This window comes from Pseudomonas mandelii (genome assembly GCF_024138395.1).
Taxonomy (GTDB): Bacteria; Pseudomonadota; Gammaproteobacteria; order Pseudomonadales; family Pseudomonadaceae; genus Aquipseudomonas; species Aquipseudomonas mandelii_E.
Map to the genome: position 1 here is coordinate 84,310 of NZ_JAMYDU010000010.1, position 22,218 is coordinate 106,527.

At 59.1% G+C, this 22,218-nt stretch carries 22 protein-coding genes and 1 tRNA gene; 10 read left to right on the forward strand and 13 right to left on the reverse strand.

The window, feature by feature from the left end:
• Positions 1–21: 21 nt before the first annotated feature.
• The 10 genes from NHU87_RS16810 (at position 22) to NHU87_RS16855 (ending at position 11,830) form a co-directional block, all read left to right on the forward strand.
• Complete coding sequence (locus NHU87_RS16810; RefSeq protein ID WP_253550875.1) at positions 22–1,032, forward strand: ornithine carbamoyltransferase; 1,011 nt, start codon at positions 22–24, stop codon at positions 1,030–1,032.
• Positions 1,033–1,184: 152 nt separating this feature from the next.
• Positions 1,185–2,114, forward strand: coding sequence for a carbamate kinase (gene arcC, locus NHU87_RS16815; RefSeq protein ID WP_253550877.1), 930 nt, complete (start codon positions 1,185–1,187; stop codon positions 2,112–2,114).
• Between the two features lie 12 nt (positions 2,115–2,126).
• A complete protein-coding gene (locus tag NHU87_RS16820) occupies positions 2,127–2,489 on the forward strand; it encodes a DUF5064 family protein (RefSeq protein ID WP_253550879.1) in 363 nt (120 codons plus the stop codon).
• Between the two features lie 221 nt (positions 2,490–2,710).
• Entirely contained in the window at positions 2,711–4,219 is a 1,509-nt protein-coding gene (locus tag NHU87_RS16825; RefSeq protein ID WP_253550888.1) for a sigma-54-dependent transcriptional regulator, read from the forward strand.
• A gap of 445 nt (positions 4,220–4,664) precedes the next feature.
• Positions 4,665–5,039 (forward strand): glycine cleavage system protein GcvH, encoded by a 375-nt coding sequence (gene gcvH, locus NHU87_RS16830; protein WP_030131840.1) that lies wholly within the window; start codon positions 4,665–4,667, stop codon positions 5,037–5,039.
• An 11-nt stretch (positions 5,040–5,050) separates the two neighbouring features.
• Positions 5,051–7,903 (forward strand): aminomethyl-transferring glycine dehydrogenase, encoded by a 2,853-nt coding sequence (gene gcvP / locus NHU87_RS16835; protein ID WP_253550890.1) that lies wholly within the window; start codon positions 5,051–5,053, stop codon positions 7,901–7,903.
• Between the two features lie 203 nt (positions 7,904–8,106).
• Positions 8,107–9,483 (forward strand): L-serine ammonia-lyase, encoded by a 1,377-nt coding sequence (locus NHU87_RS16840; protein WP_253550892.1) that lies wholly within the window; start codon positions 8,107–8,109, stop codon positions 9,481–9,483.
• A 33-nt stretch (positions 9,484–9,516) separates the two neighbouring features.
• Positions 9,517–10,641, forward strand: coding sequence for a glycine cleavage system aminomethyltransferase GcvT (gcvT, locus tag NHU87_RS16845; protein ID WP_253550894.1), 1,125 nt, complete (start codon positions 9,517–9,519; stop codon positions 10,639–10,641).
• Positions 10,642–11,032: 391 nt separating this feature from the next.
• Positions 11,033–11,245, forward strand: a complete 213-nt coding sequence (locus NHU87_RS16850) for a cold-shock protein (RefSeq protein WP_003175786.1) — start codon at positions 11,033–11,035, stop codon at positions 11,243–11,245.
• Between the two features lie 96 nt (positions 11,246–11,341).
• Positions 11,342–11,830, forward strand: coding sequence for an RDD family protein (locus NHU87_RS16855; RefSeq protein WP_253550896.1), 489 nt, complete (start codon positions 11,342–11,344; stop codon positions 11,828–11,830).
• A 134-nt stretch (positions 11,831–11,964) separates the two neighbouring features.
• Here NHU87_RS16855 and nadA read toward each other — a convergent pair whose 3' ends face one another.
• The 13 genes from nadA to ruvA all read right to left on the reverse strand — a co-directional run bounded on the left by nadA (position 11,965) and on the right by ruvA (position 22,146).
• Entirely contained in the window at positions 11,965–13,023 is a 1,059-nt protein-coding gene (nadA, locus tag NHU87_RS16860; RefSeq protein ID WP_253550898.1) for a quinolinate synthase NadA, read from the reverse strand.
• 251 nt (positions 13,024–13,274) lie between these two features.
• Positions 13,275–13,350: transfer RNA gene (locus tag NHU87_RS16865), tRNA-Lys, on the reverse strand.
• 63 nt (positions 13,351–13,413) lie between these two features.
• Positions 13,414–14,106, reverse strand: coding sequence for a 7-cyano-7-deazaguanine synthase QueC (gene queC, locus NHU87_RS16870; protein ID WP_253550899.1), 693 nt, complete (start codon positions 14,104–14,106; stop codon positions 13,414–13,416).
• Between the two features lies 1 nt (position 14,107).
• Positions 14,108–14,755: a 7-carboxy-7-deazaguanine synthase QueE gene (gene queE, locus NHU87_RS16875; RefSeq protein ID WP_095632171.1), complete on the reverse strand. Its 648-nt coding sequence runs from the start codon at positions 14,753–14,755 to the stop codon at positions 14,108–14,110.
• A 179-nt stretch (positions 14,756–14,934) separates the two neighbouring features.
• On the reverse strand, positions 14,935–15,780 hold the full coding sequence (gene ybgF, locus NHU87_RS16880) for a tol-pal system protein YbgF (RefSeq protein WP_253550908.1): 846 nt from the start codon (positions 15,778–15,780) through the stop codon (positions 14,935–14,937).
• A gap of 6 nt (positions 15,781–15,786) precedes the next feature.
• Positions 15,787–16,284: a peptidoglycan-associated lipoprotein Pal gene (pal, locus tag NHU87_RS16885; RefSeq protein ID WP_095632173.1), complete on the reverse strand. Its 498-nt coding sequence runs from the start codon at positions 16,282–16,284 to the stop codon at positions 15,787–15,789.
• 52 nt (positions 16,285–16,336) lie between these two features.
• A complete protein-coding gene (gene tolB, locus NHU87_RS16890) occupies positions 16,337–17,638 on the reverse strand; it encodes a Tol-Pal system beta propeller repeat protein TolB (RefSeq protein ID WP_437180833.1) in 1,302 nt (433 codons plus the stop codon).
• Positions 17,635–18,714, reverse strand: coding sequence for a cell envelope integrity protein TolA (gene tolA, locus NHU87_RS16895; RefSeq protein ID WP_253550910.1), 1,080 nt, complete (start codon positions 18,712–18,714; stop codon positions 17,635–17,637). Before tolA ends, tolB begins: the two co-directional genes overlap by 4 nt.
• Positions 18,714–19,166, reverse strand: a complete 453-nt coding sequence (gene tolR, locus NHU87_RS16900; protein WP_253551035.1) for a protein TolR — start codon at positions 19,164–19,166, stop codon at positions 18,714–18,716. Before tolR ends, tolA begins: the two co-directional genes overlap by 1 nt.
• Before the next feature lie 23 nt (positions 19,167–19,189).
• Entirely contained in the window at positions 19,190–19,885 is a 696-nt protein-coding gene (gene tolQ / locus NHU87_RS16905) for a protein TolQ (RefSeq protein WP_253550912.1), read from the reverse strand.
• Positions 19,875–20,342, reverse strand: a complete 468-nt coding sequence (gene ybgC / locus NHU87_RS16910; RefSeq protein ID WP_253550914.1) for a tol-pal system-associated acyl-CoA thioesterase — start codon at positions 20,340–20,342, stop codon at positions 19,875–19,877. Before ybgC ends, tolQ begins: the two co-directional genes overlap by 11 nt.
• A 127-nt stretch (positions 20,343–20,469) precedes the next feature.
• Positions 20,470–21,531 (reverse strand): Holliday junction branch migration DNA helicase RuvB, encoded by a 1,062-nt coding sequence (gene ruvB, locus NHU87_RS16915; protein ID WP_253550916.1) that lies wholly within the window; start codon positions 21,529–21,531, stop codon positions 20,470–20,472.
• Entirely contained in the window at positions 21,532–22,146 is a 615-nt protein-coding gene (ruvA, locus tag NHU87_RS16920; protein WP_038981959.1) for a Holliday junction branch migration protein RuvA, read from the reverse strand. It abuts the gene before it with no gap.
• Positions 22,147–22,218 lie beyond the last annotated feature (72 nt).

Sequence of the window (22,218 nt, forward strand, 5' to 3'; positions counted from 1 at the left end):
GATACCCAAGGAGATCCCATCATGGCTTTTAATATGCGCAATCGCAGCCTGCTGAGTTTGATGCACCACACCACTCGTGAGCTGAATTACCTGCTGGACCTGTCCCGTGACCTCAAACGCGCCAAGTACACCGGCACCGAGCGTCCACACCTGCAAGGCAAAAACATCGCGCTGATCTTCGAAAAAACCTCGACCCGCACCCGCTGCGCCTTCGAAGTCGCGGCCCACGATCAGGGCGCCCACGTCACCTACATCGACCCGGTGTCGTCGCAAATCGGCCACAAGGAAAGCATGAAAGACACCGCCCGCGTGCTCGGGCGGATGTTCGACGCCATCGAGTACCGTGGCTTCGAACAGGAAATCGTCGAAGAGCTGGCCAAGTTCGCCGGCGTGCCGGTGTTCAACGGTCTGACTGCTGAATTCCATCCGACGCAGATGATCGCCGACACCCTGACCATGCGTGAACACAGCGACAAACCGCTGCACGACATCAGCTACGCCTACCTCGGCGATGCCCGCTACAACATGGGCAATTCGCTGTTGATGATCGGCGCCAAACTCGGCATGGACGTGCGCATCGCCGCACCGAAAGCGCTGTGGCCGCATCAGGACTTCATCGATCAGTGCCAGGCCTTCGCCGCCGAAAGCGGCGCGCGTCTCACCATCACCGAAGACCCGAAAGAAGCGGTCAAGGGCGTGGACTTCATCCACACCGACATCTGGGTGTCGATGGGCGAACCTGTGGAGGCGTGGGACGAGCGCATCGAGCAACTGCTGCCCTACCAGGTCAACGCCGACATGATGAAGGCCTCGGGCAACCCGCGCGTGAAATTCATGCACTGTTTGCCGGCGTTCCATAACAGCGAAACCAAGGTCGGCAAAGACATCGCCGCGCGCTACCCGCACCTGGCCAACGGCGTCGAGGTGACTGAAGAAGTCTTTGAATCACCGGCCAACATCGCCTTCGAGCAAGCGGAAAACCGCATGCACACCATCAAGGCGATTCTGGTGTCGGCGCTGGCGGATATCTGAGGCTGAACACGTGTTCATGACCAGCCACTGAACCTGTGTTTATTCATACCTGACCCTGAACCTGTAGGAGCGAGGCTTGCCCGCGAAGGGGCCTTCAAGACCGCTAAAAGCTTCGCGGGCAAGCCTCGCTCCTACGTTAAAAGGACTGCATTATGCGTATCGTCGTTGCTCTGGGCGGTAACGCCCTGCTCCGCCGGGGTGAACCCATGACCGCGGACAACCAGCGCGCCAACATCCGCGTCGCCACCGAACAGATCGCCAAGGTTTATTCCGGCAATCAACTGGTGATCGCTCATGGTAATGGTCCCCAGGTTGGCCTGCTGTCGCTGCAAGCGGCGGCCTACACCCAGGTTTCCCCTTACCCGCTGGACGTGCTCGGTGCCGAAACCGAAGGCATGATCGGCTATATCATTGAACAGGAACTGGGCAACCTGCTGGACTTCGAAGTGCCGTTCGCCACCCTGCTGACCCAGGTCGAAGTCGACGCCAACGACCCGGCGTTCCAGGCCCCCAGCAAACCCATCGGCCCGGTCTACACCAAGGCAGAAGCGGAAAAACTTGCTGCCGAGAAAGGCTGGGCGATTGCTCCGGACGGCGACAAATTCCGTCGCGTGGTGGCCAGCCCGAGGCCGAAACGCATCTTCGAAATCCGCCCGATCAAGTGGCTGCTGGAAAAAGGCAGCATCGTGATTTGCGCGGGCGGTGGCGGCATTCCGACGATGTACGGCGCCAGCGGCAAACTGCAAGGCGTGGAAGCGGTGATCGACAAGGACCTGTGCTCGGCGCTGCTGGCCGAGCAGCTTGAAAGCGATCTGTTGGTGATCGCCACCGACGTCAACGCGGCGTTCATCGACTTCGGCAAACCCACCCAGAAAGCCATCGCCCAGGCCCACCCGGACGACATGGAAAAACTCGGCTTCGCGGCCGGCTCCATGGGACCAAAGGTCCAGGCGGCGTGCGAATTCGCCCGCCATACTGGAAAAGTCGCGGTGATCGGCTCACTCTCGGACATTGAAGCAATCGTCCAGGGCAAGGCCGGCACACGTATCAGCACGGCGACACCTGGCATAACTTATTTATAAGGAGAGACGTCAATGGCAACGTTTGAGCCCGGTCATCTGCACATCGAGCGCCACGCGCTGACCCCCGATGATGTCAACTACAACGTGCATCTCGACTATGAGGTCAGCAAAGATCCCAAAGGGGAAAAAGGGATGCAGTTCACGATGCACGGCACCATCCAAGGCAAGGAATTTACCGAGTTGTTCTTCCTGCCCAAGGATCAGGCCTACAACTTCGCCAGCAACGTGACGAAAATCGCAGAAAAGTACGGTATTCCCAAGCATCTGAGCAGTATTGGCTCGATCCACAAGTATTACGATGCGATGTTCGAAGATGTTCGGGTGCAGCTGAATATGAAGTCGGGGGACCCGGTAAAACCCGAACACCTGGAATAACCCACGCACCTTGCTCGCGACGGACTTTTCATTCGCTATGGATGCCAACTGAAAGGCCGGGACACACGACTGTAGGAGCGAGGCTTGCCCGCGAAGCTTTTAGCGGCCTTGATGGCCTCTTCGCGGGCAAGCCTCGCTCCTACAATTAGCACGCGCATTTCACCTAAGACCCGCCCCAAGGCATACTTGCCACCCTCCGCACTCCAGAACCCAACCGCCCCATGCGTATCCACGTCAGCTTCATCGACCGCGTCGGAATCACCCAGGAAGTCCTGGCCCTGCTCGGTGGACGCAATCTCAATCTGGATGCGGTGGAAATGGTCCCGCCCAACGTCTACATCGACGCTCCGACCTTGAGCCCGGCAGTGCTTGAAGAGCTGCGCGACGCGCTGTTCAGTGTGCGCGGCGTGCAAGCGGTGACGGTGGTCGACATTCTTCCCGGCCAGCGCCGTCACTTGCAGCTTGATGCGCTGCTCGCGGCGATGACCGACCCGGTGTTGGCCTTGGACAGCGCTGGTAAGGTGCTGCTGGCCAACCCGGCACTGATTGCCCTGTACGGACGCGAACCGGCAGGTGAAAGCATCAGCGAGCTGTTTGCCGACCCGGCGCTGCTCGACGCGTTGCTGGAAAACGGCTTCCGCCTGCCGCTGCGCGAAATCACCGTCAACGGCCAGACCCTGCTGCTGGACGCCACGCCAATCACCGACGCCGGCGCGCTGCTGACCCTGTATCAGCCGAACCGAATCGGTGAACGCCTCTCGGCGCTGCACCACGATCACGCCGAAGGCTTCGATGCCCTGCTCGGCGAATCCCCGGCGATTCGTACACTCAAGGCTCGCGCTCAACGGGTTGCGGCCCTCGATGCTCCATTGCTGATCCAGGGTGAAACCGGCACCGGCAAAGAACTGGTGGCCCGCGCCTGCCACGCCATCAGCGCTCGCCACAGTTCGCCGTTCCTGGCCTTGAACTGCGCGGCACTGCCGGAAAACCTCGCCGAAAGCGAGCTGTTCGGCTACGCCCCCGGCGCCTTCACCGGCGCGCAACGGGGTGGCAAACCGGGGCTGATGGAACTGGCCAACCAGGGCACGGTATTTCTCGACGAGATCGGTGAAATGTCGCCGTACTTGCAGGCGAAACTGCTGCGTTTTCTCAACGATGGCAGCTTCCGTCGGGTCGGTGGCGATCGCGAGGTGAAGGTCAATGTGCGGATCCTCAGCGCAACCCATCGCGATCTGGAAAAAATGGTCAGCGAAGGCGCCTTCCGCGAAGACCTGTTCTATCGCCTCAACGTGCTGAATGTCGAAGTCCCACCGTTGCGCGAGCGTGGCCAAGACATTCTGCTGCTGGCGCGCTACTTCATGCAGCAGGCCTGCGCGCAGATCCAGCGCCCGGTCTGTCGCCTGGCCCCCGGCACTTACCCGGCGCTGCTGGGCAATCGCTGGCCGGGTAATGTGCGGCAATTGCAGAACGTGATCTTCCGCGCCGCGGCGATTTGCGAAAGCAGCCTGGTGGACATCGGCGACCTCGACATCGCCGGCACCTCCGTGGCGCGCCAGAGCGACAGCGAGGTCGACAGCCTCGAGCAGGCCATGGAAGAGTTCGAAAAAACCCTGCTGGAAAAGCTCTACGTCAGCTACCCCTCGACCCGCCAACTGGCCAGCCGCCTGCAAACCTCCCACACCGCGATTGCCCATCGGTTGCGTAAGTACGGGATTCCCAACAAACCGTAATGCTGTGGCTGAAACACAATCCCCCTCAACACCACAAAACCCTGTGGGAGCGGGCTTGCCCGCGATGGCTATCTTACATTCGACATAGAGGTTGAATGTAATGGCCTCATCGCGGGCAAGCCCGCTCCCACAGGGGGTTGTGGTGTTTTCAAAAGCGACCTCCATCTGTACTGAAAGCGCTACAGTGGAATGATATCGCTACACTCTCTCCCGATCACCGCTGTGCAAGGCTTTGATCCACTTCAGCTTTTTTCTTCCGTCTGCACTGTAGCGATTTCGCTACAGTCAGTCTTTCTCAGTCATCCGCAATAACCAATAACTCATTGATTTATAAAGAATAAATAACATTGGCCGCGAATTTGCTAAGTAACCTCTCATAAATCAGGGCATTGCCCAAGCATTCAATCGCGTCCACCAGACGAGTCTGGCCCCCTTAGGAGTTTCCATGAGCGAGTTGCGTTTTACTGAAGATCACGAATGGCTGCGCACTGAAGCTGACGGCACCGTCACAGTCGGCATCACTGCTTTCGCGCAGAACGCCCTGGGCGACGTGGTTTTCGTACAACTGCCTGAGCTGCAGTCCTACGACAAAGGCGCTGAAGCCGCCACCGTGGAATCGGTAAAAGCCGCCAGCGGCGTGTACATGCCACTCGACGGCGAAGTGCTGGAAGTGAACCCGGCGCTGGACAGCAGCCCTGAACTGGTCAACGAAGATCCGCTGGGCGAAGGCTGGTTCTTCCGCTTCCAGCCAACCGACGCCTCGGCTGTCGGCCAACTGCTGGATCAAGACGCTTACGACCGTCTGATCGCCCAAGCCTGAGGAGCGCTGACATGACTCGAATCAATCTCGACACTGCCAACGAATTCATCGCCCGCCACATCGGCCCGCGTGCCGGCGACGAGCAAGCCATGCTCAATAGCTTGGGTTTTGGCTCGCTGGAAGCCCTGAGCGCCAGCGTCATTCCCGTCAGCATCAAGGGCACCAGCGTCCTCGGCCTGGAAGACGGCCTGAGTGAAGCCGATGCCCTGGCGCTGATCAAATCCATCGCCGGCAAAAATCAGCTGTTCAAGACCTACATCGGCCAGGGCTACTACGGCACTCACACGCCGTCGCCGATCCTGCGCAATCTGCTGGAAAACCCGGCCTGGTACACCGCTTACACCCCGTACCAACCAGAAATTTCCCAGGGTCGTCTCGAAGCGCTGCTGAACTTCCAGACCCTGATCAGCGACCTCACCGGCCTGCCGATCGCCAACGCCTCGCTGCTGGACGAAGCCACCGCCGCTGCCGAAGCCATGACCTTCTGCAAACGCCTGAGCAAGAATAAAGGCAGCCACGCGTTCTTCGCCTCGGTGCATTGCCACCCGCAAACTCTCGATGTACTGCGCACCCGTGCCGAGCCGTTGGGCATCGACGTGGTGGTCGGCGACGAGCGCGAACTGAGCGACGTCAGCGTATTCTTCGGCGCCCTGCTGCAATACCCGGCCAGCAACGGTGACGTGTTCGACTACCGCGAACTGACCGAACGCTTCCATGCCGCCAATGCACTGGTCGCCGTCGCGGCTGACCTGCTGGCCCTGACCGTACTGACCCCGCCAGGCGAATTCGGCGCCGACGTGGCCATCGGCAGCGCGCAACGCTTCGGCGTGCCGCTGGGCTTCGGTGGTCCGCACGCGGCCTACTTCTCCACCAAGGACGCGTTCAAGCGTGACATGCCGGGCCGTCTGGTCGGCGTTTCCGTGGACCGTTTCGGCAAGCCGGCCCTGCGCCTGGCCATGCAGACCCGCGAGCAACATATCCGCCGCGAGAAAGCCACCAGCAACATCTGCACCGCCCAGGTGCTGCTGGCCAACATCGCCAGCATGTACGCCGTGTACCACGGCCCGAAAGGCCTGACGCAGATCGCCCAGCGCATTCATCACCTGACCGCGATCCTCGCCAAAGGCTTGAGCGCACTCGGTCTGAACGTCGAGCAAACCAACTTCTTCGACACGCTGACGGTTAAAACCGGCACGCAAACGGCTTCGTTGCACGACAAGGCGCGTGCTCAGCAGATCAACCTGCGCGTGGTCGATGGCGAGCGTCTGGGTCTGTCTCTGGACGAAACCACTTCGCAAGCTGATGTGGAAACCCTGTGGGCCCTGCTGGCCGATGGCAAAACCCTGCCAGACTTCGCCGCATTGGCCGCAAGCGTTGCAAGCACGATCCCGGCCGCACTGGTTCGCCAATCGCCGATCCTCAGCCACCCGGTGTTCAACCGTTATCATTCGGAAACCGAGCTGATGCGCTACCTGCGCAAGCTCGCCGACAAGGACCTGGCCCTGGATCGCACCATGATCCCGCTGGGTTCCTGCACCATGAAACTCAACGCCGCCAGCGAAATGATCCCGGTGACCTGGGCTGAATTCGGTGCCTTGCACCCGTTCGCCCCGGCCGAGCAAAGCGCCGGTTATCAGCAGCTGACCGATGAACTGGAAGCGATGCTCTGCGCCGCCACCGGTTACGACGCGATCTCGCTGCAACCGAACGCCGGTTCCCAAGGTGAATACGCTGGCCTGCTGGCGATCCGTGCCTATCACCAGAGCCGTGGCGAAGACCGCCGCGACATCTGCCTGATCCCGTCGTCGGCCCACGGCACCAACCCGGCCACCGCCAACATGGCGGGCATGCGCGTGGTCGTGACCGCCTGCGATGCTCGCGGCAACGTCGATATCGAAGACCTGCGCGCCAAGGCCATCGAGCACCGCGAACACCTCGCAGCGCTGATGATTACCTACCCGTCGACCCACGGCGTGTTCGAAGAAGGTATCCGCGAAATCTGCGGGATCATTCACGACAACGGCGGCCAGGTGTACATCGACGGCGCCAACATGAACGCCATGGTCGGCCTCTGTGCACCGGGCAAGTTCGGCGGCGACGTGTCCCACCTGAACCTGCACAAAACCTTCTGCATTCCACACGGCGGTGGCGGCCCGGGCGTCGGCCCGATTGGCGTCAAGTCGCACCTGACGCCGTTCCTGCCGGGCCACGCCCAGATGGAGCGCAAGGAAGGCGCGGTCTGCGCGGCACCGTTCGGCAGCGCGAGCATTCTGCCGATCACTTGGATGTACATTCGAATGATGGGTGGCGCGGGTCTCAAGCGTGCTTCGCAACTGGCGATCCTGAATGCCAACTACATTTCCCGTCGCCTGGAAGAGCATTACCCAGTGTTGTACACCGGCAGCAATGGCCTGGTGGCGCACGAATGCATCCTCGATCTGCGTCCGTTGAAAGACAGCAGCGGCATCAGCGTCGATGACGTCGCCAAGCGCCTGATCGACTTCGGCTTCCACGCCCCGACCATGTCGTTCCCGGTAGCGGGCACGTTGATGATCGAGCCGACCGAAAGCGAATCCAAAGAAGAACTGGACCGCTTCTGCGAAGCCATGATCCGCATCCGCGAAGAAATCCGCGCGGTGGAAAACGGCACGCTGGACAAGGACGACAACCCGCTGAAAAACGCGCCACACACCGCCGCGGAAATCGTCGGCGAGTGGACTCACCCGTACAGCCGCGAGCAAGCGGTGTACCCGGTTGCGTCGCTGATCGAAGGCAAGTACTGGCCACCGGTCGGTCGCGTCGACAACGTGTTCGGCGATCGCAACCTGGTCTGCGCCTGCCCGTCGATCGAAAGCTACGCTTGATCTATAGGGGGCGGGTTCGCTCGCCCCCATTGTCAAGAACACCATAACCCCCTGTAGGAGCTGCCGCAGGCTGCGATCTTTTGATCTTTCTCGAGCGCGCTTGAGTATCAAGAGCAAGATCAAAAGATCGCAGCCTGCGGCAGCTCCTACGGGGTGCATGCCTGGTGATATTTACGCCTATAACAAGAAACCGGAGAACAACCATGTCATTAAGCGTGTTCGACCTGTTCAAGATTGGCATCGGCCCCTCCAGCTCCCACACCGTCGGCCCGATGCGTGCCGCTGCGCGCTTCGCCGAAGGTCTGCGCCGTGAAGGGCTGCTGGCCGCAACCACCTGCGTCAAAGTCGAACTCTATGGATCGCTCGGCGCCACCGGCAAAGGCCACGGCAGCGACAAGGCTGTGTTGCTCGGCTTGGAAGGCGAACACCCGGACACCGTGGACACCGAAACCGTCGCCGCTCGCCTGCAAGAAATTCGCGGCAGCGGTCGCTTGAACCTGCTCGGCGAACACAGCATTGCGTTCAACGAGAAAGAACACCTGGCGATGATTCGCAAACCGTTGGCCTATCACCCCAATGGCATGATCTTTCGCGCATTCGATGCCGCTGGCCTGCAAATCCGCAGCCGCGAGTACTACTCGGTTGGTGGTGGCTTCGTCGTCGATGAAGACGCCGCTGGTGCCGACCGCATTGTCGAAGACGCCACGCCGCTGACCTTCCCGTTCAAAAGCGCCAAGGACCTGCTCGGTCATTGCGCCACCTACGGTTTGTCCATCAGCCAGGTGATGCTGACCAACGAAAGCGCCTGGCGCCCGGAAGCGGAAACACGTGCCGGTTTGCTGAAAATCTGGCAAGTGATGCAAGACTGCGTCACCGCCGGTTGCCGCAACGAAGGCATCCTGCCCGGTGGGCTGAAGGTCAAACGCCGGGCCGCGGCGCTGCATCGGCAATTGTGCAACAACCCGGAATCGTCGCTGCGCGATCCGCTGTCGGTGCTGGACTGGGTCAACCTGTACGCTCTGGCGGTCAACGAAGAAAACGCCAACGGCGGACGCGTGGTCACGGCGCCCACCAATGGTGCAGCCGGAATCATCCCGGCGGTGCTGCATTACTACATGCGCTTCATCCCCGGTGCCAACGAAGACGGCGTCGTGCGCTTTCTGCTGACGGCCGCCGCGATCGGCATTCTGTACAAGGAAAACGCCTCGATCTCTGGCGCCGAAGTCGGCTGTCAGGGCGAGGTTGGCGTCGCCTGTTCCATGGCCGCCGGCGCGTTGTGTGAAGTGCTGGGCGGCACCGTGCAGCAGGTGGAAAACGCCGCCGAAATCGGCATGGAACACAATCTCGGCCTGACCTGCGACCCGATTGGCGGGCTGGTGCAAGTGCCTTGCATCGAGCGCAACGCCATGGGTTCGGTCAAGGCCATCAACGCGGTGCGCATGGCCCTGCGCGGCGACGGTCAGCACTTCGTCTCCCTCGACAAAGTCATTCGCACCATGCGCCAGACCGGCGCCGACATGAAAAGCAAATACAAGGAAACCGCCCGTGGCGGTTTGGCGGTCAACATTATCGAGTGCTGATGCGCGCATCCGTACTATTTTCAGGAGCTGGATATGTCCACCGAACAACTGTTGAAAACCCCGTTGCACGCATTGCACCTCGAACTCGGCGCCCGCATGGTGCCGTTTGCCGGCTACGACATGCCGGTGCAGTACCCGTTGGGCGTGATGAAAGAACACCAGCACACCCGTGAGCAGGCCGGGCTGTTCGATGTCTCGCACATGGGCCAGATCCGCCTGACCGGCGCCAACGCGGCAAAAGCCCTGGAAACCCTGGTGCCGGTGGACATCATTGACCTGCCGGTGGGCATGCAGCGCTATGCGATGTTCACCAACGAGACCGGTGGCATCCTCGACGATCTGATGGTCGCCAACCTCGGTAACGACGAACTGTTCCTGGTGGTCAACGCGGCCTGCAAGGATCAGGACCTGGCGCACCTGCGCAAGCACATCGGCGACCAGTGCACCATCGAACCGCTGTTCGAAGAGCGCGCGTTGCTGGCGTTGCAAGGCCCGGCCGCCGTCACCGTGCTCGCGCGCCTGGCGCCTGAAGTAGCGAAGATGACCTTCATGCAATTCGCCCGCGTGAAGCTGTTGGGCGTGGACTGCTTTGTCAGCCGTTCGGGCTACACCGGTGAAGACGGTTTCGAAATTTCCGTACCGGCCGCCAACGCCGAAGCCCTGGCTCGCGCCCTGCTGGCCGAACCGGAAGTAGCGGCGATCGGCCTCGGTGCTCGCGACTCCCTGCGCCTGGAAGCCGGTCTGTGCCTCTACGGCCATGACATGAACACCGAAACCACCCCAATCGAAGCCAGCCTGTTGTGGGCCATCTCCAAGCCTCGTCGTGCCGATGGCGCGCGGGCCGGTGGCTTCCCTGGCGCTGAAACCGTGTTCGCCCAGCAACAAGCCGGGGTCAGCCGCAAACGCGTTGGGCTGCTGCCGCAGGAACGTACGCCCGTGCGCGAAGGTGCAGAGATCGTCAACGAAGCGGGCGACATCATCGGCAGCGTGTGCAGCGGCGGCTTTGGTCCGACCCTTGGCGGTCCTCTGGCCATGGGTTACCTCGACAGCGCTTATATCGGTCTGGATACGCCGGTTTGGGCAATTGTTCGTGGGAAAAAGGTGCCTTTGCTTGTAAGCAAAATGCCATTTGTTCCACAACGCTACTATCGTGGTTGATTGACTGTTTCTATAAGTAACGCGGCTGCGTTAACAGTGCACTAATCTGTAACGCAGCCGCCATAAAACAGTGCGAGCGTTTCGTTTATGAACGTTACTTATAACGATCGAAAACAACTGAACAACTCTATCGAATAAGCCTGCGCTAGTGCCTCCCTGATTGCCACCAACCCGAGGAAATACGGGCTTGCGCAGGGCTTGTTTTTTCTCCCGTAGTTGGCGTAGAGTTTGTTCACTGTGTTTGCATGGGTCGCTTGGAATCGTGACCTGGGCAGTAGCCTACAAGTTAGCTACATCCCGTTCGACGTCTTCTTACTCTCCTGCAACCAGCCCCAGTACTCTTTCACCAGAAGGAGACTGTCATTCATTTTTGCGTCAAAGGAAATAAGAAATGTCCCAACGTCAGAGCGGTACCGTCAAGTGGTTTAACGACGAGAAAGGTTTTGGTTTTATCACTCCAGAAAGCGGTCCGGATCTGTTCGTACATTTCCGCGCTATTCAGGGCAACGGCTTCAAGAGCCTGAAAGAAGGCCAGAAAGTGACTTTCGTTGCTGTGCAAGGCCAGAAAGGCATGCAGGCTGACGAAGTACAAGCAGAAGCCTGATCTTCTGTAACGAAAAAGCCCCTGATACTGATATCAGGGGCTTTTTTGTGCGCGCAAATCCGTAAAATGGCTTCTTTTTTCCGCTCAGAGGCTGCCATGTCGAAACACCTGCTCTACCCACAGGGCGACTTCCCCGCCGTCGGCCTGGGGCGTCGTCTGGCAGCGATGTTCTACGACTTTCTGTTATGCACCGCCCTGCTGATCGTCACCAGCGGCACTTACAAGATGATTCAGATGGCGATCATCGGCGAAGGCCAAATGCGTGCCATGACCGAAGCTGGCGCGCTGGACGGTGATCCGCTGCTATCGACGGTGTTGTTATTCGTGCTGTTCGGCTTCTTCGCCAAGTTCTGGACCTGGTCGGGGCAGACGCTGGGCATGCAGGTCTGGGGCATCCGCGTGCAAAACGCCGACGGCTCATCCATCAGCCTGTGGCAGGCGCTGTTGCGCTTTGTGGTGTCGATCGCGTCCTGGCTATGCCTCGGGCTGGGGTTCCTGTGGTCGCTGTTCGACAAGCAGAAGCGCAGCTGGCATGACATCTACTCCAATACCCAGCTTGTTCGCATCCCAAAGAAGACCAAGTAATTCAGCCATACGAAAACCACTGTGGGAGCGAGCTTGCTCGCGATAGCGGCGTATCAGTCAAGGTGGATATGACTGACAGACCGCTATCGCGAGCAAGCTCGCTCCCACATTTTTTTGCGACTAGCTGAAAGATCTCAAGCGTTGCCGGCCAACTTCATCCGCGCCGCCTGCGTGAAATCAAGCATCCGCTTCAACGGCCGCACCGCCTGCGGAATCAACGCCGGATCAACGAAGATCTCGTTGGTGCCCTCGCGCAAGCTCTTCAGCGTACGCTCAAGGGTATTCATCGCCATCCACGGACAATGTGCGCAACTGCGGCACGCTGCGCCGTTACCGGCTGTTGGCGCTTCGATAAAGACCTTGTCCGGGCACAGCTGCTGCATCTTGTAGAAGATGCCGCGGTCGGTGGCGACGATCAGAGTCTGATTTGGCAGACTTTGCGCAGCAGCGATCAGCTGACTGGTGGAACCCACCGCGTCGGCCAAGTCGATCACTGCGGTCGGCGACTCCGGGTGCACCAGAATGGCCGCATCCGGGTACAGCGCTTTCATGTCTTCGAGCTGCTTGGCCTTGAACTCTTCGTGAACGATGCAGGCACCGTCCCACAGCAGCATGTCGGCGCCGGTTTTGCGCTGGATGTAAGTGCCCAGGTGCTTGTCCGGAGCCCAGATGATGGTTTCGCCGTTATCCATCAGGCTTTCGACGATTTCCAGCGCACAGCTGGAAGTCACTACCCAGTCTGCCCGGGCTTTGACCGCCGCCGAGGTATTGGCATACACCACCACTGTGCGCTCTGGGTGCTGATCGCAAAACGCCGAGAACTCGTCCACCGGGCAACCCAGGTCCAGCGAGCAGGTCGCTTCCAGGGTCGGCATCAGCACGCGTTTTTCAGGGTTGAGGATTTTCGCGGTTTCGCCCATGAACTTCACGCCGGCGACCACCACGGTCTTGGCCGGGTGGGCATTGCCGAAGCGGGCCATCTCCAGAGAATCGGAGACGCAGCCACCGGTTTCTTCAGCCAGGGCCTGAATGACTGGATCGCAATAGAAGTGGGCAACCAGCACCGCGTCCTGAGCCTTGAGCTCGGCAGCGATGGCAGCGCGGTAATAAGCCTCTTCATCGGCGGTCAGCGGCTTGGGCTGCTTGGCGTCGAGATGGGCTTGAACCAGAAGGCGTTCGGAAATCTGCGTCATGTTCGCAAGACCTGCAGGCGCTTTCGCGCGAAAGTCGAGTATACACCCGGCTCCGGACCCTTCAGGGTACCGCCGGGAGAGTGAGTATTCATCAGGCGTGGACAGCGTTGAAGCTGCGCAAGGCTACAGAATATCCCTTGGATGCAAAAGATGATTCTGACCTGCGTCACCCGGACTGAGCCGAGCTCAAATCGCGGGCAAAAAAAAACCCGGAAATCCTCACTTACGTGGGCCTTCCAGATTTTTTAAAATGGTGGGTCGTGTGGGATTCGAACCTACGACCAATTGGTTAAAAGCCAACTGCTCTACCAACTGAGCTAACGACCCGCTGTGTGGTGGCGCGTATAATACTGATTTTTAAGGACTATTCAACACCTAATTTGAAATAAATCAAAAATAAGGTGTTGGGTCGGTCACACCGGCCGCCGCGAAGCCTTCTGCACGCAGGCGGCAGCTGTCGCATTTACCGCAAGCGCGGCCATTATCGTCTGCCTGATAGCAGGAAACAGTCAGCCCGTAATCGACGCCAAGCTTCACGCCAGCCTGAACGATCTGCGCCTTGCTCAGGTTCTGCAGTGGCGCCTGAATACGGAAGCCCTGCCCTTCTACCCCGGCCTTGGTCGCCAGGTTGGCCATGCGCTCGAAGGCTTCGATGAACTCGGGACGGCAATCCGGGTAACCGGAGTAATCCACCGCGTTAACGCCGATAAAGATGTCACGCGCGCCCAGCACTTCGGCCCAGCCCAGCGCCAGGGACAGAAACACAGTGTTGCGTGCCGGCACATAAGTCACCGGGATACCTTCACCCGGCGTTTCCGGCACATCGATGCTAGTGTCGGTCAGTGCCGAGCCGCCGATACCGTTCAGGTTCAGGCCGATTACCTTGTGCTCGACCACACCCAAGTCTTGGGCGACACGTGCAGCGGCGTGCAATTCGGCGTGGGAGCGCTGACCGTAATCGAAGCTCATGGTGTAGCAGCTGTAGCCTTCAGCACGGGCCATGGCCACGACTGTCGCGGAGTCGAGGCCGCCAGACAGCAGGATGACCGCACGTTTTTCGACAGTGTTCGTTTGTTCAGTCATTTCAGCGCCCCGGCTCGTCATTCCAAAGATATTTATGCAACTGCAATTGCAGACGCACAGGCAGATTGTCCGCCACCACCCAATCCGCCAGATCACGCGCGTTCAGGTCATGGTGGCTCGGCGAGAACAGGACTTCGCCGGCACGCTGATCCAGACCGTATTGAATCAGCTTGGACACGGCCCAGTCGTAATCTTCCCGCGAGCAGATGACAAACTTCACCTGATCGTTAGGCGTAAGCAGCTCGATGTTCTCGTAGCGGTTGCGGTGTGCTTCTTTCGAACCCGGGGTTTTCAGGTCGACGACGCGACTGACCCGCGGATCGACCGCCGAGATATCCAGCGCGCCACTGGTTTCCAGCGACACTTCATAGCCGGCGTCACACAACTGCTTGAGCAAGGGAATGGCATTCGGTTGCGCCAGGGGTTCGCCGCCCGTGACACAAACATAACGCGGGCGAAAACCGGCCACTTGCTCGAGGATGTCGTCGAGCGTGCGAAGGGTGCCGCCAGTGAACGCGTAGGCGCTGTCGCAGTATTGGCAACGCAATGGGCAACCGGTCAAGCGCACAAATACAGTGGGCAGCCCGGCAGTCCGCGTTTCACCCTGCAACGAGTAGAAAACTTCGGTAATTCTCAATGTGTCTTGCATAGTCGCCACGGGCGTAACAGCTAAACAGGCTGTCCGCCTCCGTCAGGCACTTCAAGGAACCTCGCCAACGCGCAGATCCCAAAAAGCGTGTTTCATAAAAAGGGCATGAATTCTAACGAAAAAACCCGCGATAGGCGCGGGTTTCTTCAAAACGAAGCTATTTCTACAAGCTTACAGGCTTACATGCGCTGCAAGTCACGCTGCGCCAGCTGAGCGGCGGAAGTGCCCGGATATTGGGACACAACCTGTTGCAGAATGCCTTTGACCCTGTCGGTATGACCGAGGCGGCGCTCTACATCAGCGAGCTTGTATAGCGAATCAGGCACTTTAGGGTGCTTGGGGTACAACTGTGAAACCTTGGCAAAAGCCTGACCTGCACCTTGCAGATCGCCTTTGGCCAGGTTCACTTCACCCAACCAGTACTGGGCGTTGCCCGCGTATTGGCTGTTCGGGTATTTGCGCAGGAATGCGGCGAAAGCCTGGCTGGCCTTGTCGAAATCCTTGGCTTTGATCAAGTCGAAGGCTGCATCGTAATACAGTTTTTCCTTCGCCGGATCAGCCGGTTCGCCACCCGCGGCAGGCGCTTGAGCGGCTGCGGCTGCCGCCCCCGCACCTGCGCCGGCTGCTGCACCGGGGGCATTCAAATTGCCACCGGTGGAAGAATTATCAGGAGTCGCGGCTGGTGCAACGCCGGTTCCTATGCGCCGATCAAGATCCTGATATCGCTCCAGGTTCTCTTGCTTCATGCGCGCTACATCATTTTGCAGTTCTTCGATCACACCCTGTTGGCGCGAGATTTGATCCTGCATTTGTTGCAGTTGGTTGAACAGCTGGCCCTGTGCCGAGACAGGGGTCGAAACCCCTCCCCCGGCATAGGCGCCGTTCGTACCGTAACCCGCAGGCGGATAACTACTCCCGCTATTGTTATAGCCGGAGTTGTCCTCGACCACAGGAACCGCAGCCCACACCGCAAGCGGTGCGAGGCTGAGAGCCAAAACAGTTACAGCACGACGGCACGTTCGCATGACGAATTACTTACGCAGTTCGACGCGACGGTTTTGAGCCCAGGACTGCTCGTCGTTGCCGGTAGCAACTGGACGCTCTTCGCCGTAGGAAACCAGTTCTGCTTGAGCTGGGGAAACACCTTGCAGTACCAGGTAGCGCTGAACGGCTTTCGCACGACGCTCGCCCAGTGCCATGTTGTACTCACGAGTACCACGTTCGTCGGTGTTGCCTTCCAGAACAACGCGAGCGCCGTTTGCTTTCAGGTCTTTGGCGTGAACGTCCAGAGCGCGCATGGCTTCTGGCTTCAGGTCCGAGCTGTCGTATTCGAAGTAGAAGGTGGTGATTGCGCGCAGAGCAGCTTCTTCGCTCAGGGAGCCGTCAACAGCACCAGTGTTAGCGCCGTAACCAGCGTTTGGATCAACAGCGCCTTCACCGGCGTTGTCGCCGCCTTTGGACGAGCAACCTACAGCTACAGCCATGGCCAGAGCCAGCGCAGCAAATTTACCAAACTTCAGCATTTCCATCGTGAAACTCCTAATGAACCCCAGTGTGTTAAGTACAACGTGTAGCGCCGCGTCAGTTCAGGTAAGGGGACCAGGAAGGTTCTCTGACTTCGCCTTGTGCGGTAGGAAGCGGGAGCCTTACGCGTCCATTAATGGACACGAGCATCAAGACTCCCCGGCCCTGCTGGCGGGTGGCGTAGATTACCATGGTGCCGTTGGGCGCAACAGTAGGCGACTCGTCCAGAGTGCTATCAGTGAGGATCTTTACACTACCGCGCTGCAAATCCTGCGCTGCCACCTTGAAATTGGTGAAGCCTTCCTGACGATGGATCATCACCAGAGTCTTTTCATCGGCCGACAGTTTAGGGTTGGCGTTGTAGTTGCCAATAAAGGTCACACGCTCCGCGCCACCACCGCTTGCGCTGGTTTTGTAGATCTGTGGCTTGCCGCCACGGTCGGAGGTGAAGTAGATGGTCGAACCATCTTTACCCCAGAACGGTTCGGTGTTGATGCCTTGGCCGTTGGTGACCCGACTGATCTGACGCGAACCCAGGTTCATCACATAGATGTCAGGGTTGCCGTCTTTCGACAGTACAAATGCCAGACGCTGACCATCCGGCGACCATGCTGGCGCGCCATTCAGGCCTTCGAAGTTGGTGATCTGCTCACGGCGACCGGTGTCGATGTTCTGCATGAAAATACGCGGGCGTCTCTGCTCGAACGAAACATAGGCGATGCGCTTGCCATCCGGTGCAAAACGCGGCGACAGGATTGGCTCGCGCGATTGCAGCAAGGTCACGGCGCGGGCACCGTCATAGTCCGAACGTTGCAGCGTGTAGCGAGTGTTCTTCTCGGAGAACCGCTCGGCCGTCACGTACAGCAGACGAGTCGAGAACGCACCTTTGATACCGGTGAGTTTTTCGAACGACTGGTCGGCGATGTAGTGCGACATGTCGCGCAATTGATCGACGCTGCCCGACACGCTGCCGGTCAGCACTTGCTGCTCGGTGGCGACGTTGAACAGTGCGTATTGAACCTGCAGGCGACCGCCCGCTGGAACAATGCTGCCGACCATGACGTACTGGGCACCCAGCGCCTTGAAGTCACGGAAGATGATTTCGCTGGCCTGGCTTGGCTGGCTGATCATGTTCTGCTTTGGAATCGGCGAGTAGTAACCCGAGTTGCGCAGGTCGTTACCGATGATTTCGGCCATGTCGTCCGGCAGCACGCTGCCGCCCTGGTTGCCGAACGGAACGACGGCAATCGGGGTGGCCCGATCACTGCCGCTGGTGACCAGAATGTTTTTTTCATCAGCTGCCGCTATCCCTGCCAGGCAGCAGATAACGACAAGCATTCCTCGAAGAAGGTTTCTCACAAGGCTAGATCCTCAGGTGTGAATGTCATCTTGAATGAACGATAGGGAGCGAAATCGCTCGGCTTCATTCCCTGCATTTCTGTCAAACGTCCAATGTTCTTGACCGCCGCTACAGCGGAAGCGTCAAACGGACCATCGCCGCTGGACCTGGCAACGCCAACCGAAGTCAACGTACCATCGGGCAACATGCCGATTTGCAACACGACCGTCATGCCTTTGCGTGCCGAAGGTGGACGAGCCCAGCCTTCCGCTGCACGAGCACGAATCAGATCATCGAAACTGCCGGCGACTTCGTCACCCTGCTCATCGGCCAAGGCCTGCTGACGCTCTGGCGTATCGGAAAGCAAATCTGCCAAGGCCTGGGCCTTTTTGTCTTCGGCGGATTTACGTGCCGCTTCCTGCGATTTTTTCTTCGCGGCATCGGCGGCAGCTTTCTTCTTCGCGTCTTCGGCGACTTTCTTCTTCGCCTCTTCAGCTTCAGATTTCTTCTTGGCGTCTTCGGCGGCTTTCTTCTTCGCGTCTTCGACGATCTTTTTCTTCGCTTCTTCAGCGGCCGCTTTCTTGGCCTCTTCTTCAGCAGCTTTCTTGGCTTCTTCTTCAGATTTCTTCTTGGCTATATCAGCCAATTGTTTCTCTTCGGCCTTTTTGGCTTCGGCGGTCTTCTTCGCTTCATCGGCTTTCTTGGCTTCATCAGCCTTTTTTGCCTCTTCCGCTTTCTTCGTCTCGTCGGCCTTCTTGGATTCTTCGGCCTTTTGAGCCGCATCTTCCTTCTTTTGTTCCGCGGCCTTGATCGCTTCCTGCTCGATCTTTTTCTGTTCCATCTGTTCGACTTCGGTCTGGCGCGCGGCGGATTTCTTCGCCTCACCCGCAATCTTCTGATTGGTCTGGGTGGTCGCCTGACTTTTCGATTTCAGCTGGTACAAGGTCGCCTGGACAATCGGCTTGGCCGGCGGCAGTTCCGGTGTGAAGGCAAAACTGACGAACAGCATGCCAAAAACCAGCACGTGCAAGACAAGCGCCCAGACACTAGGCCAGAAATAGCTTTCCGAGGCGGACGGCTCTCGCATTTGCTGCATCAGGGTGCCTCGGTAATCAAGCCAACATTACCGACCCCGGCTTTCTGCAACCCGCCCATCGCGCCCATGACGGAGCCGTAATCGACAGTCTTGTCGCCGCGGATGAATACCTGGGTACGCTTGCCGCCTTCAGTACCGGCGCGAACGATCTTGGTCACGGCGTCGGTCATTTGCGGCAAGGTCATGGCCTTGTCCTGCTGCTTATCGGTGTCGACTTCGCTGCCAAGGTTCCAGTAGTAGGTCTTGTCAGACTTGATCGAAATGGTCAGGACCTGAGTGTTGTTGTCCTGCGGCAAGGCTTCGCTGGAAACCTTGGGCAGATCAACTTTCACGCCCTGGTTGAGCATTGGTGCGGTCACCATGAAGATGACCAGCAGTACCAGCATCACGTCGATGTAAGGCACCACGTTCATCTCGGCAACCGGCTTGCGCTTTTTGCGAGCTCGAGCGATTAAAGCCATTGGAAATTACCTGCTTATTCTTCGCTGGTGTGCACTTTGCGGTGCAGGATCGCCTGGAATTCATCGGCGAAGGTGTAGTAACGGCCCAGCAGGGTTTCGCTGCGAGCAGCAAAACGGTTGTACGCGATAACGGCCGGGATGGCGGCGAACAGACCGATCGCGGTAGCGATCAGTGCTTCAGCAATGCCCGGGGCCACGGTGGCCAGGGTCGCTTGCTGGGCAGTTGCCAGACCACGGAAGGAGTTCATGATGCCCCAGACCGTACCGAACAGACCGATGTACGGGCTGACGGAACCGACGGTGGCTAGGAACGGCAGGCTCTGCTCGAGCTTTTCTTCTTCGCGAGAGATGGCCACGCGCATGGCACGGGCCACGCCTTCCATGACCGCTTCCGGGTCAACGCCTGACTGCTGACGCAGACGGGAGAATTCCTTGAAGCCGGCACGGAAGATCTGCTCGACGCCCGAATCCGGATCAGGGTTGCTGCCGGCCTGACGGTAGAGTTTGGACAGGTCGATACCCGACCAGAAGCGCTCTTCAAAGCTCTCCAGGGCACGTCGACCGGCGCGCAGCAAGTTGCTGCGCTGAAAGATCATGATCCATGAGGTCACCGATGCGGCTACCAGGATCAGCATTACCAGTTGCACCACGATACTGGCATTGCTGATCAGGCTCCACATGGAGGAATGGTCGACGACGTTAGCTTCCACGCTTTATCTCCTGCTTTGAGTGTGTACCCGCGCCGCTCACGTCGGCAAAGGCCGCACGTAGAGCTTCGGAAATGGCCCGGGGTTTCAAACTGTTGGTGCGCACACAGGCCACCAGAAACTGCCCTTCGCAGAGCAGCACATTATCCGTAGCCCGCCTGACCTGCTGTTTGAAGCGCAGGCTGACCCGGTTCAATTCAATGACTTCAGCGCTTACCAGCAGCTCGTCGTCCAGTCGCGCCGGCGCGTGGTAACGCGCTTCGCTGGAATGCACGACAAACAACAGGTCCTCCCCTGCCAGCGCCGATTGGGCAAAGCCCAGCTCCCGGAGCCGCTCGGTTCGAGCCCGTTCCATAAACTTGAGGTAATTGACGTAATACACGATGCCGCCCGCATCGGTGTCCTCGTAATAAACGCGACAACGATGTGCGAACGGCTCAAGCCCGTTTTGCGCGCGCATACTCTAGTGCTTACTCCTCAGGTTGCCAATCCGGCCAGGCAACTGTTTTTCATTGATTCGCGGCTTTCTGGCGAAAGTACCGTCCTGGGACAGCACAAACCCCGAATAAATCAGCACGCAAAGGTGATTAATCGTCCACGGCATCGAGGAACTCGTCTACCACGGGCATCTCGCCTAATCGTGACGGGATGTTTAAACCGAAGTGCAGGTACGCATGCCGAGTGACCACCCGCCCCCGCGGAGTGCGCATGATATAGCCCTGCTGGATCAAATACGGCTCCAGCACGTCTTCAATGGTGTGACGCTCTTCGCTGATTGCCGCCGCCAGACTGTCCACCCCCACCGGCCCACCGTCGAACTTCTCGATCATGGTCAGCAGCAGGCGTCGGTCCTGATGATCGAAGCCACGCTCGTCGACATCCAGCAGGTTCAGCGCCAGGTCAGCGATCGGCTTGGTGATATGGCCTTTGGCGCGGACCTCGGCAAAATCCCGGACCCGGCGCAGCAAGCGGTTGGCGATCCGCGGCGTGCCACGGGCACGGCGGGCGATTTCGAAGGCACCTTCCGGGTCCAGTGGCAAACCGAGAATGTTCGCCGAACGGCTGACAATCGTTGAGAGGTCGGCTGTGCTGTAGAACTCCAGGCGCTGGACGATCCCGAAACGGTCGCGCAACGGGTTGGTCAGCATGCCGGCGCGAGTAGTTGCGCCGACCAGGGTGAACGGCGGCAGATCGAGTTTGATCGAGCGCGCGGCCGGTCCTTCGCCGATCATGATGTCGAGCTGGAAATCTTCCATGGCCGGGTACAGGACTTCTTCGACGATCGGCGACAAGCGATGGATCTCGTCGATGAACAACACGTCATGGGGTTCAAGGTTGGTCAGCAACGCCGCCAGATCACCCGGACGCTCAAGGACCGGCCCCGACGTGCTTTTGATCGACACGCCCATTTCCTGGGCAATGATGTTGGCCAGGGTGGTTTTACCGAGGCCCGGCGGGCCGAAAATCAGCGTGTGATCCAACGATTCATTGCGCCCGCGCGCGGCCTGGATGAACAACTCCATTTGCTCGCGAACGGTCGGCTGGCCAATGTATTCGGCCAGGCTGACGGGACGAATCGCCCGGTCCTGGACTTCCTCGCGGTCACGGGGACCACCCGTGGCAGCGATCAGACGATCAGCTTCAATCACTTAGATCATTCCCTTCAGGGCACGACGAATCATGTCTTCACTGCTCAAACCTTTCTCCTTGATCGCGGAAATCGCCTTGCTGGCTTCCTGCGGCTTGTAGCCCAGGGAAATCAGCGCGCTGACCGCGTCATTTTCGGCGGTGGCGACCGGAGGCGCATCTGGCCCACCCGGCTGGTTTGGCACCAATGCGAACATTGCCGGCACGGTTTCCCACGCCTTGAAGCGATCCTTGAGTTCCACCAGCAAACGCTCGGCCGTCTTCTTGCCCACGCCCGGCACCTTGGTCAGCGCCGACGTGTCCTGGGATTGCACGCAACGCACCAGTTCGTCGACCTCCAGGCTCGACATCAAGGCCAGCGCCAGTTTCGGCCCCACACCATTGAGACGGATCAGTTCGCGAAAAAAGTCTCGCTCGCGCTTGCCGAAGAAGCCATAGAGTAACTGCGCGTCTTCGCGCACGACCAAATGGGTGTGCAGGGTCAGCGGTTCACCGACCGACGGCAAGCGATAAAGCGTGGTCATGGGCACTTCCAGCTCATACCCCAGACCATTTACATCCAGAATCAGATGCGGCGGCTGTTTCTCAGCCAAAGTGCCGCGCAAGCGTCCAATCACGTTTCAGATCCTTGAGCCTTGGCCAGATCAGGGCTGGCGACTGACAGAACAAGGGTTTTGCGCCGACAACAC

Bases quoted from the DNA above. Each gene is read 5' to 3' on its own strand.
- nadA (WP_253550898.1), bottom strand. From the start codon at position 13,023: ATGACGCAGATTTCCGAACGCCTTCTGGTTCAAGCCCATCTCGACGCC.
- tolA (WP_253550910.1), bottom strand. From the start codon at position 18,714: ATGCAGCAAATGCGAGAGCCGTCCGCCTCGGAAAGCTATTTCTGGCCT.
- pal (WP_095632173.1), bottom strand. From the start codon at position 16,284: ATGGAAATGCTGAAGTTTGGTAAATTTGCTGCGCTGGCTCTGGCCATG.
- gcvP (WP_253550890.1), top strand. From the start codon at position 5,051: ATGACTCGAATCAATCTCGACACTGCCAACGAATTCATCGCCCGCCAC.
- NHU87_RS16840 (WP_253550892.1), top strand. From the start codon at position 8,107: ATGTCATTAAGCGTGTTCGACCTGTTCAAGATTGGCATCGGCCCCTCC.
- NHU87_RS16820 (WP_253550879.1), top strand. From the start codon at position 2,127: ATGGCAACGTTTGAGCCCGGTCATCTGCACATCGAGCGCCACGCGCTG.
- NHU87_RS16810 (WP_253550875.1), top strand. From the start codon at position 22: ATGGCTTTTAATATGCGCAATCGCAGCCTGCTGAGTTTGATGCACCAC.
- NHU87_RS16850 (WP_003175786.1), top strand. From the start codon at position 11,033: ATGTCCCAACGTCAGAGCGGTACCGTCAAGTGGTTTAACGACGAGAAA.
- NHU87_RS16825 (WP_253550888.1), top strand. From the start codon at position 2,711: ATGCGTATCCACGTCAGCTTCATCGACCGCGTCGGAATCACCCAGGAA.
- gcvH (WP_030131840.1), top strand. From the start codon at position 4,665: ATGAGCGAGTTGCGTTTTACTGAAGATCACGAATGGCTGCGCACTGAA.
- ybgC (WP_253550914.1), bottom strand. From the start codon at position 20,342: ATGCGCGCGCAAAACGGGCTTGAGCCGTTCGCACATCGTTGTCGCGTT.
- ybgF (WP_253550908.1), bottom strand. From the start codon at position 15,780: ATGCGAACGTGCCGTCGTGCTGTAACTGTTTTGGCTCTCAGCCTCGCA.
- queC (WP_253550899.1), bottom strand. From the start codon at position 14,106: ATGACTGAACAAACGAACACTGTCGAAAAACGTGCGGTCATCCTGCTG.
- arcC (WP_253550877.1), top strand. From the start codon at position 1,185: ATGCGTATCGTCGTTGCTCTGGGCGGTAACGCCCTGCTCCGCCGGGGT.
- queE (WP_095632171.1), bottom strand. From the start codon at position 14,755: ATGCAAGACACATTGAGAATTACCGAAGTTTTCTACTCGTTGCAGGGT.
- NHU87_RS16855 (WP_253550896.1), top strand. From the start codon at position 11,342: ATGTCGAAACACCTGCTCTACCCACAGGGCGACTTCCCCGCCGTCGGC.
- gcvT (WP_253550894.1), top strand. From the start codon at position 9,517: ATGTCCACCGAACAACTGTTGAAAACCCCGTTGCACGCATTGCACCTC.